The sequence below is a fragment of the Pseudomonas capsici genome (genome assembly GCF_017165765.1).
Classification (GTDB): domain Bacteria; phylum Pseudomonadota; class Gammaproteobacteria; order Pseudomonadales; family Pseudomonadaceae; genus Aquipseudomonas; species Aquipseudomonas capsici.
This window is the reverse complement of sequence record NZ_JAFGZD010000007.1, coordinates 132,623-149,929: the sequence shown is the minus strand read 5'-3', so window position 1 is coordinate 149,929 and position 17,307 is coordinate 132,623. Positions and strand designations below refer to the sequence as shown.

The following is a 17,307-nucleotide window of genomic DNA, read 5'->3' as shown; positions in this document are numbered from 1 at the left end:
ATCTTTGTCTCTTCGCGAATGAATTGGCTCTGCCTGCATTAAGTGTTGCAAGTCCGTCAGAGGACTGTGGGAGGCAGCGACCTGACAGTTCATTCGCGAAAGGGCGCAATGGAGCCCGAATGCTCAACCCCCATCTGGTCCCCGCTGCAAGTCCTGTGGCACTCGTTCGCAGTCTGTGGAATAACCGCCAACTGATTATCACCATGACCCGACGCGATGTTATCGGGCGTTACCGTGGTTCGGTGATGGGGATTGCCTGGTCGTTCTTTAATCCCGTGCTCATGTTGGCGGTCTATACCTTCGTGTTCTCCGAAATATTCCAGGCCCGCTGGGTGGGACAGGAAACCGGCAAGGGCAACTTTGCAGTTCTGCTGTTCGTGGGAATGATTGTTCATGGCTTGTTTGCAGAATGCGCAAACCGGTCCACCTCGCTGATTATTTCCAACAGCAACTACGTGAAGAAAGTCCTGTTCCCGCTGGAAATCCTGCCGATGGTGACATTGGGTTCAGCGATCTTTCATACGCTGATCAGCCTCACCGTTCTGCTGCTGGCGCAATTTCTTCTCACTCATACGTTGTATGCAACGGCCATCAGCTTTCCGCTGGTCCTGCTGCCGCTGTTGATCGCAACGCTCGGATTCAGTTGGCTGCTGGCTGCACTGGGCGTGTACCTGCGCGATGTCGGGCAATTCATTGGCGTACTGACCACCGTCCTGTTGTTCCTGTCGCCCGTGCTTTATCCCGTGGCCGCCTTGCCGGAGGTTTATCAACCCTGGCTCAAGCTCAACCCGCTGACCTACATCATCGAAGAAAGCCGCAACGTTCTGCTGTTCGGGCTCTGGCCGCAATGGGACAGTCTGGCGCTGGCGATGCTGATCGGCTTCGGGTTCGCGGCACTGGGCTTCGGGTTCTTTCAGAAAACTCGCAAAGGGTTTGCCGATGTCCTCTGATGAAATCGCCATCAGCGTACGCGATGTCTCCAAGTGTTTTTATTCCTACGACAGACCCGTGGATCGGTTGCTGCATTCGCTGGTTCCCAGAATGCAGTCGATGTTGGGTCTGCCTGCCAGAACCTATGGCCGGGAGTTCTGGGCGCTGCGCAATATCGACTTTGAAGTCGCAAAGGGCGAAACGGTCGCGGTAGTCGGGCGCAACGGCTCCGGGAAGTCGACCCTGCTGCAGATCATCTGCGGCACCCTGATACCCACGGGCGGAGCCGTCCAGACACAGGGACGGGTAGCGGCCCTGCTGGAGCTTGGGTCGGGCTTCAACCCCGAGTTCACGGGTCGGGAAAACGTCTACCTGAATGCCTCGGTGCTGGGCCTGGATCGCGAAGAAGTCGACCGGCGCTTCAGTGCCATTGCCGACTTTGCCGATATCGGCGACTTCATCGATCAGCAGGTCAAGACCTACTCCAGCGGCATGGCGGTGCGCCTGGCGTTTGCGGTCCAGGCCCAGGTCGATCCGCAAGTGCTGATTGTCGACGAGGCACTGTCGGTGGGCGATGCAAAGTTCCAGGCCAAGTGCTTCGAGCGGCTGCGCCAGTTGAAGCAGAACGGCACCAGCATTCTGCTGGTGACCCATGCCAGCGAACAGGTCGTGACTCACTGCAACCGGGCGATTCTGCTGGATCGGGGTCGTGTGGAAATGATCGGAGCCTCGCGACCGGTCATCAATCGCTACATGGACCTGCTCTTCGGCCGTGACCGGCGCGTCGAGCCAGCACCGCCGAAAAAGCAGGCTTCACTCCAGCCTCCCGTAAACGATCACTGTCCCGTCCTGAGCTTCGAGCACGATGCCTACAGCTCACGTGCCGGTTTCAATCCGCATGAGTATCGCTGGGGCGATGGTGCCGCCAGCCTGCAGGACTTTCACCTGGCGGCCAACGGTCGCGAGTTTCCCGCCAGCATCGAGCCGGGTGACGAAGTGATGCTGTATCTGGCCATCTGTTTCAACCGCACGATCAGCAATCCGGTGCTGGGTTTCACGATAAAGACCAAGGAAGGCGTCACCGTCTACGGCACCAACTCCTACCTGTTGGGCTGCGCTTCCAGCCAGGACCTGTACAACGACGGATCGCGGCTCAAGGCCTGTGTGAAATTCACCAACCGCCTGGCCAGTGGCGACTACTTCATCTCGATAGGTGTCGCCTCCCGCGAAGGGGAAGACATCGTTCCCCATGACCGCCGCTATGACTCCATTCACCTCGTTGTCGCCCAGACCAGTACACTGTTCGGCCTGGTCGATCTTGCCGTCACGATGGATTTCGACCAGGTAAACCACCCATGATCGATCTAGAACAAAGCGGTTATCGCCAGGACAAAAACACCCGGGTATGGGCACGGCCGGACTATCAGGGACTTGCCTACAGCGACGGTGACGAAAGCGAAGAGCGCCTGGCGCAGGTTATCCGTGATGCCGTGGACCTGTCGGTGCTGTCCGGCGAATTGAGCAGGCATTGCACGGACTGGCCGTCGCTGTATCACCTGGGCCGAGCGCGTGGAAATATCCTGCGGCCCTTCAGCCATCTTCTGTCGGGACGGGTACTGGAAGTGGGCGCGGGTTGTGGCGCCATCAGCCGTTATCTGGGGGAGTGTGGCGCCAGCGTACTGAGCCTGGAAGGCAGTGTTCGCCGGGCCAGCATAGCGGCGAGCCGCACACGGGATCTGGACAACGTCACAGTAGTCGCCGAACGCTTCGATCAGTTCAATCCGCCCCATCGTTTCAATGTCGTGACCCTGATCGGCGTGCTGGAATACGCCAGCATGTTCAGCCAGCAACCCGATGCAGCCCTGCACATGCTCAAACGGGTCAAGGAGCTGCTGGAACCCGATGGCGTGCTTTTACTCGCCATCGAAAACCAGTTGGGCCTCAAGTACTTCGCCGGCGCACCGGAAGATCACCTCAATAGCCCGATGTATGGCATCGAAGGTCGCTACAGCGACCGCGACCCCGAGACATTCGGTCGCAAGAGCCTGATGGCGTTGCTTGAAAAGGCAGGTTTCAGTCGCTCGGAGTTCCTGTTTCCGATGCCTGATTACAAACTGCCCAACTCCATCGTCACCCAGCGCGGCTTTGAGCTGGGCAGCTTCGATGCGGCGGCCCTGGCCTGGCAGAACGCCAGAAAGGACCCTCAGTTGCCGGGCGCGCCGCTGTTCAATCTGGAGCGGGCCTGGCCGGTGATTGTCAGCAACGGCCTGGGGATGGAGCTGGCCAACTCTTTTCTGGTCGCCGCCTCATCCTCACCATCCAGCGTTGTGCCAACCGACCTGCTCGCAGGCCATTACAACGTCAGCAGAAAACCCGGCTACTGCAAACAGACGCTGTTTATCGAAACGGACGGCAGCATCGAGGTGCGGCATGATCCCTTGCGCACAGAAACAGCCATCGATGAAGAGGGCGCTTATCGACATGTGCTTTCCCGTGTCGACCGATATCGGCGCGGACAGGCACTCAGCCAGCAATTCCTCAATATCGCCAGCGCACCCGACTGGACGCTCAAGGACTTCGGAGCCTTCATTTCCCGTTATCTGAGGGCACTCGAAACCCTGCTTGAAGAACGAGGCCATGCCACCTCACTGAACCACCTCGACGAGCGCCTGCCCGGGCTTTTCATCGATGCCGTCCCTCACAATATTCTGCTCGACGCGCAAGGCCATCCGTCCCTGATCGATATCGAATGGGATGTCCGCGAGGGCGTGCTGCTCGGGCATCTGTTGATCCGCGCCCTGTTGCTGCTGATCGCCAGTGCCATGCCGTTCTGCCCGGGCGTCGTGCCGCTGACCCGACGTCAGTTCATCATTCACAGCCTGCGTCATGTCGGCCTGGAAATGACGCAGCAGGAGCTGGAAGCCTTCATCGAAAAAGAAGCGGAGTTCCAGGCTTTTGTAACCGGTATACGCGCCGATCACTTCCTCAAATGGGAACCTGAGCAGATCATCAACCCACGGGCTGCGCCTGAGCAATCCCGGGTTCTGGCCAAGCTGTATTACAGCGATGAAGCCGGTAACTTCCGGGAAGATTACGCCCTGGAGATCGAGGTTCTTCCCGGCCATCAACAATTGCAGTTCTCTCTGAAAAACCTGAAAGCACACCCCAAGAGACTCAGGCTTGATCCTGTGGATCGCCATATTTCCTTCTCTGTGGATAACGTGCGAATCCTCAAGGCACGCACCGAAATCTGGTCCTGGGATGGCGATGTCGCCTCACTGCCTTCGGTTTCAGGCCTCATGGAAATCGAAAGGTCGGGCTTGTCCGTACTGTTTGTCTGTCTGGACGATGATCCCTATCTGGAACTGCCGGTAGATCTGTCGCAACTGACCGACCTGCGAGCACTGATCCTGAGGCTGGATCTGGTGCTCTATACCGACGAAGTGATCGCCAGACGCATCAACCAGAATCGCAACTGGGCCGTTCAACAGGAGTCGTCGCTGCGAACAGCCTTCGAGCCCCTGCATGAGCAGATGCAGAGCCTGGCCCTGCGCATCAATGAACTGGAAAGCACCACCTATCTGCTCCAGCAGAATGTCTCCGATGGCAAACAACATACCGTGCAGGCCGTCGAACGCCTGCTCAATGACCATGCGCACCTGACCAATGGCCGCGAAGCACTCATCGCGGGTCTGGAAAGCGCACTGCTCAATCAACAGATTGAAAAAGACACCCGCATCCACACCTTGAACCTGCGAATCCGCGAGCTGGAAGGCTCCTATAGCCGCAGGCTGGCTGCGCCGCTGCGCCACTCGATCATCGCGGCCCGTCGCCTGGCACAGCTTTCCAGGCACGTGTCGGCACTGGTGCAGCGGGGCGGCGGTTTCAAGAAAAGCGCCAGTCGGGCTGCCCACGTCTTGCAGGAACATGGCCTGCCGGGGTTGCTGGCGCGGATGCGCTGGTTCCTGAATGACACGGAGCCAGGGCCTGAAAAGGCTGAGATCGAGCCGACACCGGACCGCCGTGACTATGCAGCCTGGATCAGACAATACGACACACTCGATGACGATGATCGCCGGGAAATCGCCCGACACATCGGCACCTGGGAAAATCCGCCACTGATTTCGGTCATCATGCCGGTCTTCGATCCGCCGCTGGATCTGTTGCGCGAAGCCCTCGACAGCATCAGAAACCAGTTATATCCCCACTGGGAACTGTGCATTGCCGACGACGCTTCCAGTAACCCTGCAGTGCAGGAGTTTCTCAAGCAGGCAGAACAGCAGAACCCCAGGATCAAGGTCATATTGCGCAGCACCAACGGGCATATTTCAGAAGCCAGCAATTCGGCTCTCGATATCGCCCTGGGGCAATACATCGCATTGATGGACAACGATGATCTGCTGCCCGAGCACGCACTGTACTGGGTGGCCCGCAAAATCATCGAGCACCCGGATGTCGGCATCCTTTACTCGGACGAAGACAAGATCGACCGCAAGGGACAACGCAGTGCGCCTTACTTCAAACCCGACTGGAACGAGTTTCTGTTCCGCTCGCAGAACATGATTTCTCACCTTGGCGTGTATCGTCGCGATCTGGTCGAAGAGGTGGGTCGCTTCCGGGTGAAGTTCGAGGGCTCGCAGGATTACGACCTGGCCTTGCGCTGCTGCGAAAGGTTGTCCCGCGAACAGATCGTTCATATCCCTCGCGTGCTCTATCACTGGCGCATTCATGCCGGCAGCACCGCGATGGCGACCGACGAAAAGCCCTATGCCGCTCAGGCCGCTGTAAAAGCCCTGGACGAACACTTGCAACGCACCGGCCGCACAGGCTGGACCGAATTGCTGCCGATAGGCATGTATCGCGTGCATTACCGGTTGCCGCAGCACAACCCTCTGGTCAGCCTGATCATTCCGACCCGCAACGCAGGCTCACTGGTCAAACAGTGCATCGACAGCATTCAGAGCCTGACCCACTACGGCCCGTATGAAATCATCGTGGTCGACAACGGCTCCGACGACAGCGAATCCCTGGCTTATTTCGAGCACATCAGCGAACAGCCGAACATTACAGTGCTCAGGGATGACGGCCCCTTCAACTATTCAGCGCTGAACAACCGGGCCGTCAGGCTGGCGCGTGGCGAGCTGGTCGGTCTGATCAATAACGATATCGAAGTCATCAGCCCCGAATGGCTGGATGAAATGGTCGCCCTGGCCATACAGCCGGAGGTCGGTGCAGTGGGTGCGCGGTTATGGTTTCCCGATGAACGGCTGCAGCATGGCGGCGTCATTCTGGGCATTGGCGGCATCGCCAATCACTCGCATAAATTCCTGCCCAGAGGTGAACATGGTTATTTCGGGCGTGCCGTATTGATTCAGGAGTTTTCGGCGGTCACGGCGGCCTGCCTGGTTATTCGCAAATCCATCTTCGAGCAGGTCAACGGCCTCGATGAAACGAACCTGAAGGTCGCCTTCAACGATGTCGATTTCTGCCTGCGGGTCAAAGAGGCCGGGTACGTGAATCTGTGGACTCCTTTTGCCGAGCTTTACCATCACGAATCGGCAACCCGCGGCTTTGAAGATTCCCCGCAGAAGCAGGAGAGATTCAACCGGGAAGTGGCTTACATGCACACACGCTGGCCGGATATAGAGACCGATCCGGCCTACAACCCGAACCTGACCCTGGAACAACTGGACTTCGGCCTGGCCTGGCCGCCACGTCTGGAAGAGTGATACGTATCAGGGCCGCGCCTTTACCAGAAACCACGACCAGCCTTTTTCCGTACGCTCGAACGACAGCGTGGGGTTCTGATCCAGCACGGCCTGCTCGCTTTCGGGTGCGATGATCAGGCCTGCCCCCGTGCGATTGAAATCCAGATGCTGCTGGTTGAACAAGACATTGATCACGTCCAGGTGAGGCGAGGTGATCTGCACATCCCGAACATCTGGCCGGCCGGTGAATATGAGGTGCTGATAACGGTTGTAGAGCGCCACGTCCCGACCGGCGGGGTCCAGCTGTTGCCACAGGCGGGTCTGGGGGTAATAGAAAACACCATTGACCACCTGACGTCCCGAGGCGAACAGAAACATCGCCGGTATCTGCGAAGCCAGGGTGAGAATCGGAGTCTGGATAGGCGGGCTCTTGAGGTAGAGGGGAGCGATCGAAAGGGGATTGAACGCTGCAGTGGACGCCAGCGTCAGCCCCAGAGCCAGCCCGAGGAATGCATATTGCTGCCCTCTCAGAAGGAAATAACCGCAGGCAATGACCACGAATATCAGGCCGATGAGAATCGGCGCATGCGCACCCGACAGCAGCGGCTCATCGAATCGGCGAAGGGCGACATACACCACGCCAGCCCAGAGCAGCGCCAGGCCGAACATGGCGATAGCCATGTTATCGCGAGTGGAAACGTGTTTCCGGGCCGGGCGGATCATCAGGTGAGTCAGTATCAGGCAAGCCAGCCCCAACGCAATATCGGCTCTTTTGCCAGGCACATATGACCACAGCGAATAGGTCGACATGATTCGCCCGATGCCCGCCAGCATGTAGAGCAGGATGAAACCGATCATGATTGCCAGGGCGACTTCCAGAGCCGTCAGGGAGCGTTGCCAGGCCCTCAGGATGAAAAGCGCGGCCAGAGGCAGGAAAAAGTAGTGGAAAGAAGCCATCTCGCTCTGATTGATCGGCGGCGACTCTCGGTATTGCAAGGTCGTGATATTGGTATAGCCCTTGAGCAGCCACTGCCAGGTGACATGACCTCCCGTTTCGAGGTTTCTCTGGCCCGGATAGACGGTGTGCATCATGGCCTCGATGGCTTCGCGTGCGCTCAGCCACCAGCTTCCCAGAAGGAAACTCGCCACCGCCAAGGCCAGCACCAGGGCCAATACCGATTCAAGGTTGAGGGTCTTGTACAGTCGGTCGCGTATGACGATGCCGATGATCATGGCAATGAACACGTACCCCACCGTTACCTGCCAGGGCGGATACAGCAGCAGGACGAAACCGGCGATGGCCACTCCAGCCAGAAGGCCCAGTGGAACCCGTGTCCAGAGTTTTCGCGGCTGGAGAATCCTCAGCAGGCAGAGCAAGGCAACACAAGGGAAGAAAACTGCATAGGCCGGCCAGAACGACCAGGCCACTACATAGGGCGCGGAGACGAACAGCAGGCTGAACAGAAAGCTCTGGCGCCAGTGACCGGGCGAAAGGGCATGCAGGACATGGGCAAGGGCCAGGAAACAGCCAAACACCGGAAACCACCAGTACCAGGCCAGCGCCCTTCTGAGATCGAAGACAAAGAACCCCCAGGTCGCCGGTTTGGCCAGGGACGACACATGGGCCACCGGCAGGCCTGTCATCCCCGTCACCAGCATGTTCTGCCCATCGAGTCCGAGCCGGTCATTGACCACCGGAAAGCGGGGAGCATGTTGATACTGGGCAATGGCCATGGGCGTGAGCACCAGCCACTCATCGCTGCGTATCGGCTGCTCGTACCCCCAGATCCGCGTCATGTCCGACTCGATGAAAGCCGACTGCCGCACACCTTGATCAAGGGAAGAGCCGGTCAACCCCAATGCCGTGAACAGCATGAAAACGATCAGTACGCAGCCACTGAATAGCGTGGTCTCCCGCAGGTCGATTTTCAATCGGGCCTTGAGGCTGCGTCTGAGCCACTCCGTCCTGATGAAACAGAGTGAAAGCCCGAGTATGGCCACCACAATGATGAGTTTGATCAGCGCAAGGTTCATTGTCTTCAGCTCCCGCTATTCATGAACTGACCGTGATCACGATGCCGCTCATGATGATCGCCACGCCGATGAAATACTGAATGTGAAACCGCTCACCGAATATGAAGTGGCTGGCAATCGGCACAATCACGAATGCCAGAGCCATCAGCGGATAGATCCTGCCCAGCTCGGCTTTGTGCAGCACCCAGATCCAGGCAATGGTGGTGACGCCATACAGGAACAGCGACAGAAAAAACCAGCCGAGCATGACCGGATCGAGCAAATCGCCGCTCTGACGGAAAGTCTGAGCCGTCATCTTGAACAGCACCTGACCGATGGAGATACCCAGCACGCAGGCCAGCGCAGCGATATAAACCGCCATGCTAGAGCTCCCGGCCAAGGAATCTTCTCTGCAAATGAATCGGACGTCTGGGGACGGACTGAATGTCGTAGCCGACAAAGGCCAGGATGAACTGGATGCCGACCAGTATGGGCAGCGCCGATAACATGACCGTTCCGGGCGATGTTGCAATACCGGTGCGCAGAGAAAGCCCCCAATGAAACATCCCGAAGAAAGTACCGAATGTCAGCAGAAGCACGCCAAGGGGCAGTTCAAAGGACGCCAGTGACATGTCGCGCAAGTAGTAGTTGTAGAACAGGCGCTTGAACATATTGCGAAGGTGTTTGCCAATGAACTCGCCCAGAATCGCAGACACTTTGAGATTACTGACTTCATCGCCATACCGGGCATTCATCGGAATATCCAACACCACGGCACGCAGAGTGCCGAGACGAAACAACATATCGGTTTCGAAGAAATAACGCGGGCTGATCTTGTTCATCGGCAAGTGCCGGACAACATCGCTGTGAATAGCCGTATACCCATTGGTCGGGTCGAAAAGATCCCAATATCCCGACGAGAGTTTGTTCATCAGGGAAAGCGTGGTATTACCAAAAATACGCAAGCCGGGCATACGGGTTATTTCTTCAAGATTGAAGAAGCGGTTACCCTTGGTATAGTCCGCTTCGCCACTCTGTATCGGCGCGATGAAGGAGGGAATCAACGCCGGGTCCATCTGCCCGTCGCCGTCCACCTTGACAATGATATCCATGCCGTCGGCCAGGGCTGCGGCGTATCCCACCATGACCGTACCTCCGACGCCCAGATTGACTGGGTTGAAGATCACCCTGACCCGTCGATCCGCACAGTGCTTTTCGACTTCATGGCCAGAGCCCTGGGGGCAACAATCGTCCACGACATAAATCCGGCTCACGCTTTCACCCACGCCGGTTATTACATCCAGAATGTGGTCTTTTACCTTGAAGCTGGGGATAACGACGGCTGTCCTGAGTACGGGAGTGATGAGATCGTGAGTCGTCATGAAGTTTGCCTGAGCGTCGCAGAAAGGTTATCGGACACGGCTGATGCGCTACAGTTAAGTTCAGCAATCCGAAGAATTCCATATCAATGACTGCTCGATGAAATGTGCAGTGTCCATTAACCGAAAGATGAAACACTGTTAACTTTACTGACAGTAACGGAGATGTTACTAGAGCATGATTTTATTTCCTTTTCGGTTTTTAACTTCCCACTGATACAGCTGATCACACCCATGAATACACCCGCTGAAATCGATATTTCAGGACTCAGGTGTTACGACAAGATTGTCGATGATGTGACCTATAGCGTTCCTCGCGGTATCACTCGTGAAACACGAGGTCGAGTCTGGATCGTTCGCGTCCTGAAAAATAAAAAGATACTGGTCTCGGCACGCTTCACCGATTTGCGATTTGGTGGAACACAGCGCGCACTGAATGCTGCAATCATTCATCTGATCCACAGTGGCCATGCCTGGATGCGGGATGACGTCCTGCAACTGAGCGAAAGCGCCACGGCGCATTGGCGCAAGAGAAGCGGTGCCGGCCTGTGTGCCGTTGCCTATGTTCCGAAAAAGGGACCTGGTCGTGGCGAAACCTTTTTCCTGTCCACTTACAAACGGGTCGCCAGTGGCCGGGGCATGGGGAAACTTCGCTCCAAACTGGTCGAAGTGCTGGAAAATGCCTATGAGGTGGAAGAGGGCGTTGCAGCGATACCTTATTCCGCGCAGAAAAAGATTCGCCAGGAAGTCGATCAGTTATTTGAAAGCGAGAAGTTCCAGGCCTTTCTTGAGGCCGGAAAGCGCAAGGCCGACCAGATAGCCGTCACCCAGTACATAGAGGCAATCAACCGGCTCACATAAAAGCCCCGGAACCCTGAGGTTCCGGGGGCTCTGTCAATCAGACCCGGAAGCGGCTGACCATCGTCTGCAACTGAACGCCCAGACGCGCCAGCTCGACACTGGAAGCAGCGGTTTCCTCACTGGCCGCAGCCGTCTGCTCGGACACATCGCGCACATTGATGATGCTGCGGGTGATTTCCTCGGCCACGGCATTCTGCTGTTCGGCAGCCGCTGCAATCTGCTGGTTCATGGCCTGAATGTTGGACACGGTCTGGGTGATATTGCCCAGAGACGCGCCGGCCTTGCGACTGAGGGTGACGCTGTTGGCCGTCAGCTCGCGGCTGTTAAGCATGATGCTGGACACCTGGCGGGTGCCATTCTGCAGACCTGCCACCAGGTTCTCGATTTCCTCGGTAGACTGCTGGGTACGTTGTGCCAGACCACGAACCTCATCGGCCACCACCGCAAAACCGCGACCCGCTTCACCGGCCCGCGCCGCTTCGATGGCCGCATTGAGGGCCAGAAGATTGGTCTGCTCGGCAACGGCCTTGATCACGTCCATGACCTTGCCGATCTTGTCGCTTTCCTGCTCAAGCTCGGTCATCGCCTCAGCCGAACGACCCACTTCCGAGGCCAGGCGCTCGATCTGCGCAATGGCCTCGCCCACCACCCTGTCGCCATCGCGGGCTTCGCGATCGGCACTCGATGCCGCCTGGGAAGCCTGTTCGGCGTTGTGCGCCACTTCCTGAACGGTGGCCGACATTTCATTCATGGCCGTGGCCACCTGATCGGTTTCGACTTTCTGATTGTTGACCCCGGCGCTGGTCTGCTCGGTGACGGCTGACAGCTGTTCGGCAGCGCTGGCGATCTGGGTCACGCCATCACGAATCCCGACAATCAGGTCCCGCAGGGTCGTGCTCATGCGCTGCACGCCCTGTTGCAGTACACCCAGCTCATCGCGGCGTGTCACAGCAATGTTGCGCGACAGATCTCCCGACGCAATACGCTCCACTTCAACCAGCGTGTCCTGCAAGGGTGCCGTGATCTGACGAGTGATCATCAGCGCCGCCAGAATGCCCAGAATCAGAGCCAGTACAGTGCCACCGATCTGCATGTTACGGGCATGTTCACTGTCTTGAGCGCCCCGCACCGCCTGGAGTTGATACAGCGCTTCGCTGACCTTGGCCATCGCCACGCCTTGTGCGGTGTTTTCCTTGCGAGCGGTGCTGATCGCCTCGTTCGCCGCCTTGAAGTTATCCACAGCCTGACGGTAGCTGAGGATGGCGCTTTCCAGTTGCTTGAACTCCTCGACATAACTGCCATTGAAAGCAGCCCTGAGGGGGGCCATGCCTTGCAGGGCCGTCCCGAGCTGACGGTAGGCGTTCTTTTCCGTGGTTTCGTTGGGGTTACCGGTATAGCCCCGCACTTCATAGCGGATCAGGGCCAGGTTTTCCTTGGCTTTGAGAATCGCCTGATAGCGCCCGAAGCGGCGCTCGTCGTCCGGCGACATGGCCAGAACGTCATCGATGATCCTGCCGATGATTTCTGCGCCTTTGACGGCGTGGACACCCATGGTTTTACGCAACGCCGCATCGGCGCGATAAGACTCACGCATCCGGTCATACGACTGCTGGTAGTCGGCAGTAAGCTTGCCCATCTCCTGAAGCTTTTCCTGGTTACCCGGATAGGTAAAAAGCCCCTGCAGTGAGTTCTGCTTTTCCTTGAGATGGGTCAGGAGGCCCTGGGCCACATCCCCCATCTTTTCATCGCCGTTCTCGGTCACGTATTGCAAGCGTCTGAGGCGCAGCTCACTCATGTCGGCGTTGAGCCCCATGATGTCGGCAACACGGTCGCTGCGCTCGATCAGACTCCCCAGGCCATTCCAGCCCGTCAGCGCCATGAGACACGTCAGGACGAGCACAGCACCAAAGCCCAGGGCCAGTTTCAATTTCACACTGATGTTCGCAAACCATGTATTCATGACATTCCTTCGATTTCCTGAACGTTTTTCCGGGCGCTCTGAACCGCTACCGGTGTCCAGTGAGTGGGCTGGATCGAATCAGTAAATTGATACAGATGATTACATGAATAACAGAAAGGATAGCTCAAGGCCATCAATAAATAGGCGAATCTCCTCCCCGTAGAGGAGCGCGAAAAGGCTTGAGATAGAGAGGCCGGAGCCAGAAAAAGCTGAGCCCGGCAAAGGCCGGGCTCAAGAGTGAAGCAAGGGCTATCAGACGCGGAAGTGGCTGACCATCATCTGCAACTGACCACCCAGGCGGGCCAGTTCGACGCTGGAAGCAGCGGTTTCCTCACTGGCCGAAGCGGTCTGTTCGGAAACATCGCGCACGTTGATGATGCTGCGGCTGATTTCCTCGGCCACAGCACTTTGCTCTTCGGCAGCAGCGGCGATCTGCTGGTTCATGGCCTGAATGTTGGACACGGTCTGGGTGATATTGCCCAGGGACGCACCGGCCTTGCGGCTGAGCGAAACACTGCTGGCGGTCAGTTCGCGACTGCTGAGCATGATGCTCGATACCTGGCGAGTACCATTCTGCAGACCTGCCACCAGATTCTCGATTTCCTCGGTGGACTGCTGGGTACGTTGCGCAAGGCCACGCACCTCATCGGCCACCACCGCAAAACCACGGCCCGCTTCACCGGCCCGCGCCGCCTCGATGGCCGCGTTGAGCGCCAGCAGGTTGGTCTGTTCGGCCACGGCCTTGATCACGTCCATGACCTTGCCGATCTTGTCGCTTTCCTGTTCCAGTTCGCTCATGGCATCGGCCGAACGACCCACTTCAGTGGCCAGACGCTCGATCTGCGCAATGGCCTCGCCCACCACCTTGTCGCCGTCGCGGGCTTCGCGGTCGGCATTGGAGGCCGCCTGAGAAGCCTGTTCTGCGTTACGGGCAACTTCCTGAACAGTGGCCGACATTTCATGCATGGCGGTCGCCACCTGGTCGGTCTCGACTTTCTGGCTGTTGACCCCGGCGCTGGTCTGTTCGGTCACAGCCGACAGTTCTTCGGCAGCGCTGGCAATCTGGGCAACACCGTCACGAATCCCGGTAATCAGGGTGCGCAGGGTCGTGCCCATGCGCTGGATGCCCTGTTGCAGCACACCCAGTTCGTCACGACGGGTCACCTCGATGGTCTGCGACAGGTCGCCCGAAGCGATGCGGTCTACCACAGCCATGGTTTCCTGCAGAGGACGGGTGATCTGACGAGTGATGATCACCGCAGCCAGAATACCCAGCAACAGCGCCAGCACCGTGCAGCCGATCTGCATGTTGCGCGCCTGAGCACTCTCCAGGTCACGACGATCCAGTTGAAGCTGATACATGTCTTCACTGATCTTGACGATATCCTGGCCTTGTACGGTCATTTCCTTACGGGCCTGGACGATATCGGCATTGGCCGCCTTGAAGCCCTGAAGCGCCGTACGGTAGTTGCCCAGCGCGGTTTCCAGTTGCTTGAGAACATCACCGTGGGTGTCGCTGAAAGTAGCCTTGAGCGCAGTCAGCCCCTTGATGGCATCGTCCAGCTGATTGACAGCTTTCTGTTCGTTTTCAGGCGTGATGTCAGCGGCATAGCCACGGACTTCATAGCGCACCAGCATCATGTCTTCCTTGGTATTGATGACGCTCTCATACTGGCTGAAACGGGTTCCATCGGCAGGGTCCAGCTTTTTGACATCGGCCAGGATCTGCTCGATCAGGCTGGCACCCTTGACCGCCTGCACGCCCATTTCCGTACGCATGGCAGTGCTGGTTCTGTAGCCATTACGCATGTTGTTCAGGGATTTCTGATAGTCGCTGATCACGGCACCCAGCTTTTCGAGCAACCTGACGTTTTCCGGGCTCTTGAAGCTCTTGAGCAGCTTCTCTTGATAGTTCTTGAAACCGTCGAGAGAAACCTGAACGGTTTCGGCGACCTTTTCGTCACCGTTGGCAACCATATATTGCAGGCGCGTCACCCGCAGTTTGGTCAGCTGGGAATTGAGCGAGGTGATGTCGCTCATCCAGTTGCTACGAGCGATCAGTCCGCTGAGACTGGTCCAGCCCGTCAAGGCAAGAATGGCAGTAAAAACAAGTACCAGACCGAACCCAAGGGCCAGTTTCATATTTACGCTGATGTTGGCAAACCAGCTATTCATCGACTTTCTCCAGGATCGTCTAGTTTCAGTTTTATGGCCGCTGGTAGGTTGTTCTTTTAGGCCGCAGCAAGGGAAATACGTAATTCCGTTATCGGCAGATCACTGCGTGACTGAAATAAAAAGTCGATAAAAATTGAAAAATTTCCTCAAGCTTTCACGAAGCTTTCATTCGCTCTAGACCACGGTTATAAAGGCATGCAGAGTATGAAACTCGTCATGTGCCGTCATAAAAGAGACGCCAGAAAATCTGTCCTTAATGGATCCAAAAAATCCCCCATACGGATGTGGGTATATAGTACTTTAGGCATAGCGAATAAAACGCATCTATAAAAAGAACTACCCGAACATCCAACCTATTGTTTCTGCCGAGATTTATAGTAATGAGCTTGAAGTTCCGTCATAAAATTCTGTTAGCAGCATCGGGTGTCGTGGTATTGGCATTCGCATTGTTCACGCTTTATAACGATTACCTGCAGCGTACGACCATTCGTCAGAATCTCGAGACGTCGGTAGGTCAGGCAGGCGAGCTGGCCGCCAGCAGTGTCCAGAACTGGCTCAGCGGACGCATCCTTGTCCTTGAAAACCTGGCTCAGGACGTTGCCTTCCAGGGCATAGGCACAGACCTGAGCGGCCTGGTGTCCCAGTCCTCGCTGGTATCCACTTTCCAGTTCACCTATGTCGGTGACAGCAAAGGCACGTTCACCCAGCGGCCAAATGTCGAAATGCCTGCCGGTTACGATCCCCGTCAGCGGCCCTGGTACAAATCCACAGTCGAAGCCGGCAAGAGCATCCTGAGTGCGCCCTATATGGCTTCGGTAGGCGGTCTGGTGGTCACGATCGCCAGCCCGATCAAGTCAGGTGCCCAGATTTCCGGCGTGGCCGGTGGCGACCTGAGCCTCGATACGCTGGTCAAGATCATCAACTCCGTCGACTTCGGCGGCATCGGCTACGCCTTCCTGGTCAGCGGCGACGGCCAAGTCATCGTCAGCCCGGACAAGGATCAGGTCCTCAAGAACCTCAAGGACATCTACCCGGGCCAGACTCTGGCCCTGGACAAACATCTGCGCGAAGTGACCCTCAATGGCCAGGAGCGCATCCTGTCCTTCACCCCGATCACCGGCCTGCCGTCGGCCGACTGGTATATCGGCCTGAGCATCGACAGAAACAAGGCCTATGCACCTCTGAGCCAGTTCCGCAGTTCTGCGCTGGTCGCCGTACTCATTGCAGTGGCCGTGATCGCCTTGCTGCTGAGCCTGCTGATCCGTGCGCTGATGCGTCCACTGACCGACATGGGCCGTGCGATGGAAGATATCGCCCAGGGCGAAGGCGACCTGACTCGTCGTCTGCGCATTCAGGGCCAGGACGAATTCGCCCAGTTGGGTGGTGCCTTCAACCAGTTCGTCGAGCGCGTCCATGCCTCCATTGCCGAAGTGTCGTCGGCAACGGTCCAGGTGCATGACCTGTCGCGGCGTGTGGTGGAGTCCTCCAACGCCTCGATCACAGGCTTCGACGAGCAAAGCGCCCGCACCAACAGCGTGGCCGCCGCGATCAACGAACTGGGCGCCGCCACTCAGGAAATTGCCCGCAATGCCTCCGACGCTTCTGCCCAGGCCAGCGAAGCCCGTGAACAGGCAGAAGACGGTCGCATCGTGGTAGAAAAGACCATAAGCGCCATGAGCGAGCTGTCGAGCAAGATCAGCGACTCCTGCTCGCGGATCGAAACCCTCAATGCCAGCACCGACAACATCGGGCACATTCTGGACGTCATCAAAGGCATCTCGCAGCAGACCAACCTGCTGGCGCTCAACGCAGCCATCGAGGCAGCGCGGGCCGGCGATGCAGGCCGTGGCTTTGCCGTGGTAGCCGATGAAGTGCGCAATCTGGCGCACCGTACCCAGGTTTCCGCCGACGAAATCCACAAGATGATCGGCGAGTTGCAAAGCGGTTCGCAGCAGGCCGTCGTGAACATGAACGAAAGCCAGACATCCAGTCAGGACAGCGTGGAAGTGGCGAATCAGGCAGGCAGCCGTCTGCGCGACGTCACCCGGCGCATTGGCGAGATCGACGGCATGAACCAGTCAGTCGCCGCGGCCACTGAAGAGCAGACCGCCGTGGTGGAAACCCTGAACGTGGACATCAACCAGATCAACAGCCTCAATCAGCAGGGCGTTGCCAACCTCAATGAAACCCTCAAGGACTGTGCGGCGCTTTCGCAGCAGGCGGGACGTCTGAAGCAGTTGGTGGACAGCTTCAAGATCTGATGAAGCCAGATCCGCCAGCC

General features: G+C 57.5%; 10 protein-coding genes and 1 pseudogene. 5 read left to right on the top strand and 6 right to left on the bottom strand.

The features are described from left to right. Positions 1-119 precede the first annotated feature (119 nt). From JSY17_RS12045 to JSY17_RS12035, 3 genes are read left to right on the top strand one after another with little or no spacing between them, the layout of a single operon-like run. The gene (locus JSY17_RS12045) at positions 120-950 is read left to right on the top strand and encodes an ABC transporter permease (protein WP_117180525.1); all 831 of its coding nucleotides are present in this window, start codon (positions 120-122) and stop codon (positions 948-950) included. Beyond that, positions 940-2,289, top strand: coding sequence for an ABC transporter ATP-binding protein (locus tag JSY17_RS12040; protein WP_122371108.1), 1,350 nt, complete (start codon positions 940-942; stop codon positions 2,287-2,289). Before JSY17_RS12045 ends, JSY17_RS12040 begins: the two co-directional genes overlap by 11 nt. Next, positions 2,286-6,659 carry a glycosyltransferase gene (locus tag JSY17_RS12035; RefSeq protein ID WP_206401804.1) on the top strand — a complete coding sequence of 1,458 codons (4,374 nt, stop codon included), beginning with the start codon at positions 2,286-2,288 and terminating at the stop codon, positions 6,657-6,659. Before JSY17_RS12040 ends, JSY17_RS12035 begins: the two co-directional genes overlap by 4 nt. Positions 6,660-6,665: 6 nt before the next feature. On the opposite strand, the gene JSY17_RS12030 is transcribed toward JSY17_RS12035, so the two are convergent. From JSY17_RS12030 to JSY17_RS12020, 3 genes are read right to left on the bottom strand one after another with little or no spacing between them, the layout of a single operon-like run. Beyond that, positions 6,666-8,672 (bottom strand): DUF7657 domain-containing protein, encoded by a 2,007-nt coding sequence (locus JSY17_RS12030; RefSeq protein ID WP_206401802.1) that lies wholly within the window; start codon positions 8,670-8,672, stop codon positions 6,666-6,668. A 19-nt stretch (positions 8,673-8,691) separates the two neighbouring features. Further along, positions 8,692-9,033, bottom strand: a complete 342-nt coding sequence (locus JSY17_RS12025) for an EamA family transporter (protein WP_117180529.1) — start codon at positions 9,031-9,033, stop codon at positions 8,692-8,694. A gap of 1 nt (position 9,034) precedes the next feature. Next, positions 9,035-10,033 (bottom strand): glycosyltransferase family 2 protein, encoded by a 999-nt coding sequence (locus JSY17_RS12020; protein ID WP_117180530.1) that lies wholly within the window; start codon positions 10,031-10,033, stop codon positions 9,035-9,037. Positions 10,034-10,264: 231 nt separating this feature from the next. Between JSY17_RS12020 and JSY17_RS12015 the strand changes: the two genes are divergently transcribed. After that, positions 10,265-10,891 carry a hypothetical protein gene (locus JSY17_RS12015; protein WP_117163965.1) on the top strand — a complete coding sequence of 209 codons (627 nt, stop codon included), beginning with the start codon at positions 10,265-10,267 and terminating at the stop codon, positions 10,889-10,891. 37 nt (positions 10,892-10,928) lie between these two features. Here JSY17_RS12015 and JSY17_RS12010 read toward each other — a convergent pair whose 3' ends face one another. The 3 genes and pseudogenes from JSY17_RS12010 to JSY17_RS26010 form a co-directional block, all read right to left on the bottom strand. Next, positions 10,929-12,851 (bottom strand): methyl-accepting chemotaxis protein, encoded by a 1,923-nt coding sequence (locus JSY17_RS12010; protein WP_206401801.1) that lies wholly within the window; start codon positions 12,849-12,851, stop codon positions 10,929-10,931. 252 nt (positions 12,852-13,103) lie between these two features. Continuing rightward, positions 13,104-13,808 (bottom strand): methyl-accepting chemotaxis protein, encoded by a 705-nt coding sequence (locus JSY17_RS26015; RefSeq protein WP_404823052.1) that lies wholly within the window; start codon positions 13,806-13,808, stop codon positions 13,104-13,106. Between the two features lie 201 nt (positions 13,809-14,009). Further along, positions 14,010-14,891, bottom strand: a pseudogene (locus tag JSY17_RS26010) (methyl-accepting chemotaxis protein); the annotation flags it as partial. 515 nt (positions 14,892-15,406) lie between these two features. Between JSY17_RS26010 and JSY17_RS12000 the strand changes: the two are divergent. Beyond that, entirely contained in the window at positions 15,407-17,287 is a 1,881-nt protein-coding gene (locus tag JSY17_RS12000) for a methyl-accepting chemotaxis protein (RefSeq protein WP_122371103.1), read from the top strand. Positions 17,288-17,307 lie beyond the last annotated feature (20 nt).

Excerpts from the sequence above, each read along its gene's own strand:
- JSY17_RS12040 (WP_122371108.1), top strand. The coding sequence starts at position 940 with ATGTCCTCTGATGAAATCGCCATCAGCGTACGCGATGTCTCCAAGTGT.
- JSY17_RS12045 (WP_117180525.1), top strand. The coding sequence starts at position 120 with ATGCTCAACCCCCATCTGGTCCCCGCTGCAAGTCCTGTGGCACTCGTT.
- JSY17_RS12025 (WP_117180529.1), bottom strand. The coding sequence starts at position 9,033 with ATGGCGGTTTATATCGCTGCGCTGGCCTGCGTGCTGGGTATCTCCATC.
- JSY17_RS12010 (WP_206401801.1), bottom strand. The coding sequence starts at position 12,851 with ATGAATACATGGTTTGCGAACATCAGTGTGAAATTGAAACTGGCCCTG.
- JSY17_RS12035 (WP_206401804.1), top strand. The coding sequence starts at position 2,286 with ATGATCGATCTAGAACAAAGCGGTTATCGCCAGGACAAAAACACCCGG.
- JSY17_RS12030 (WP_206401802.1), bottom strand. The coding sequence starts at position 8,672 with ATGAACCTTGCGCTGATCAAACTCATCATTGTGGTGGCCATACTCGGG.
- JSY17_RS12015 (WP_117163965.1), top strand. The coding sequence starts at position 10,265 with ATGAATACACCCGCTGAAATCGATATTTCAGGACTCAGGTGTTACGAC.
- JSY17_RS12000 (WP_122371103.1), top strand. The coding sequence starts at position 15,407 with ATGAGCTTGAAGTTCCGTCATAAAATTCTGTTAGCAGCATCGGGTGTC.
- JSY17_RS26015 (WP_404823052.1), bottom strand. The coding sequence starts at position 13,808 with ATGTCGGCCACTGTTCAGGAAGTTGCCCGTAACGCAGAACAGGCTTCT.
- JSY17_RS12020 (WP_117180530.1), bottom strand. The coding sequence starts at position 10,033 with ATGACGACTCACGATCTCATCACTCCCGTACTCAGGACAGCCGTCGTT.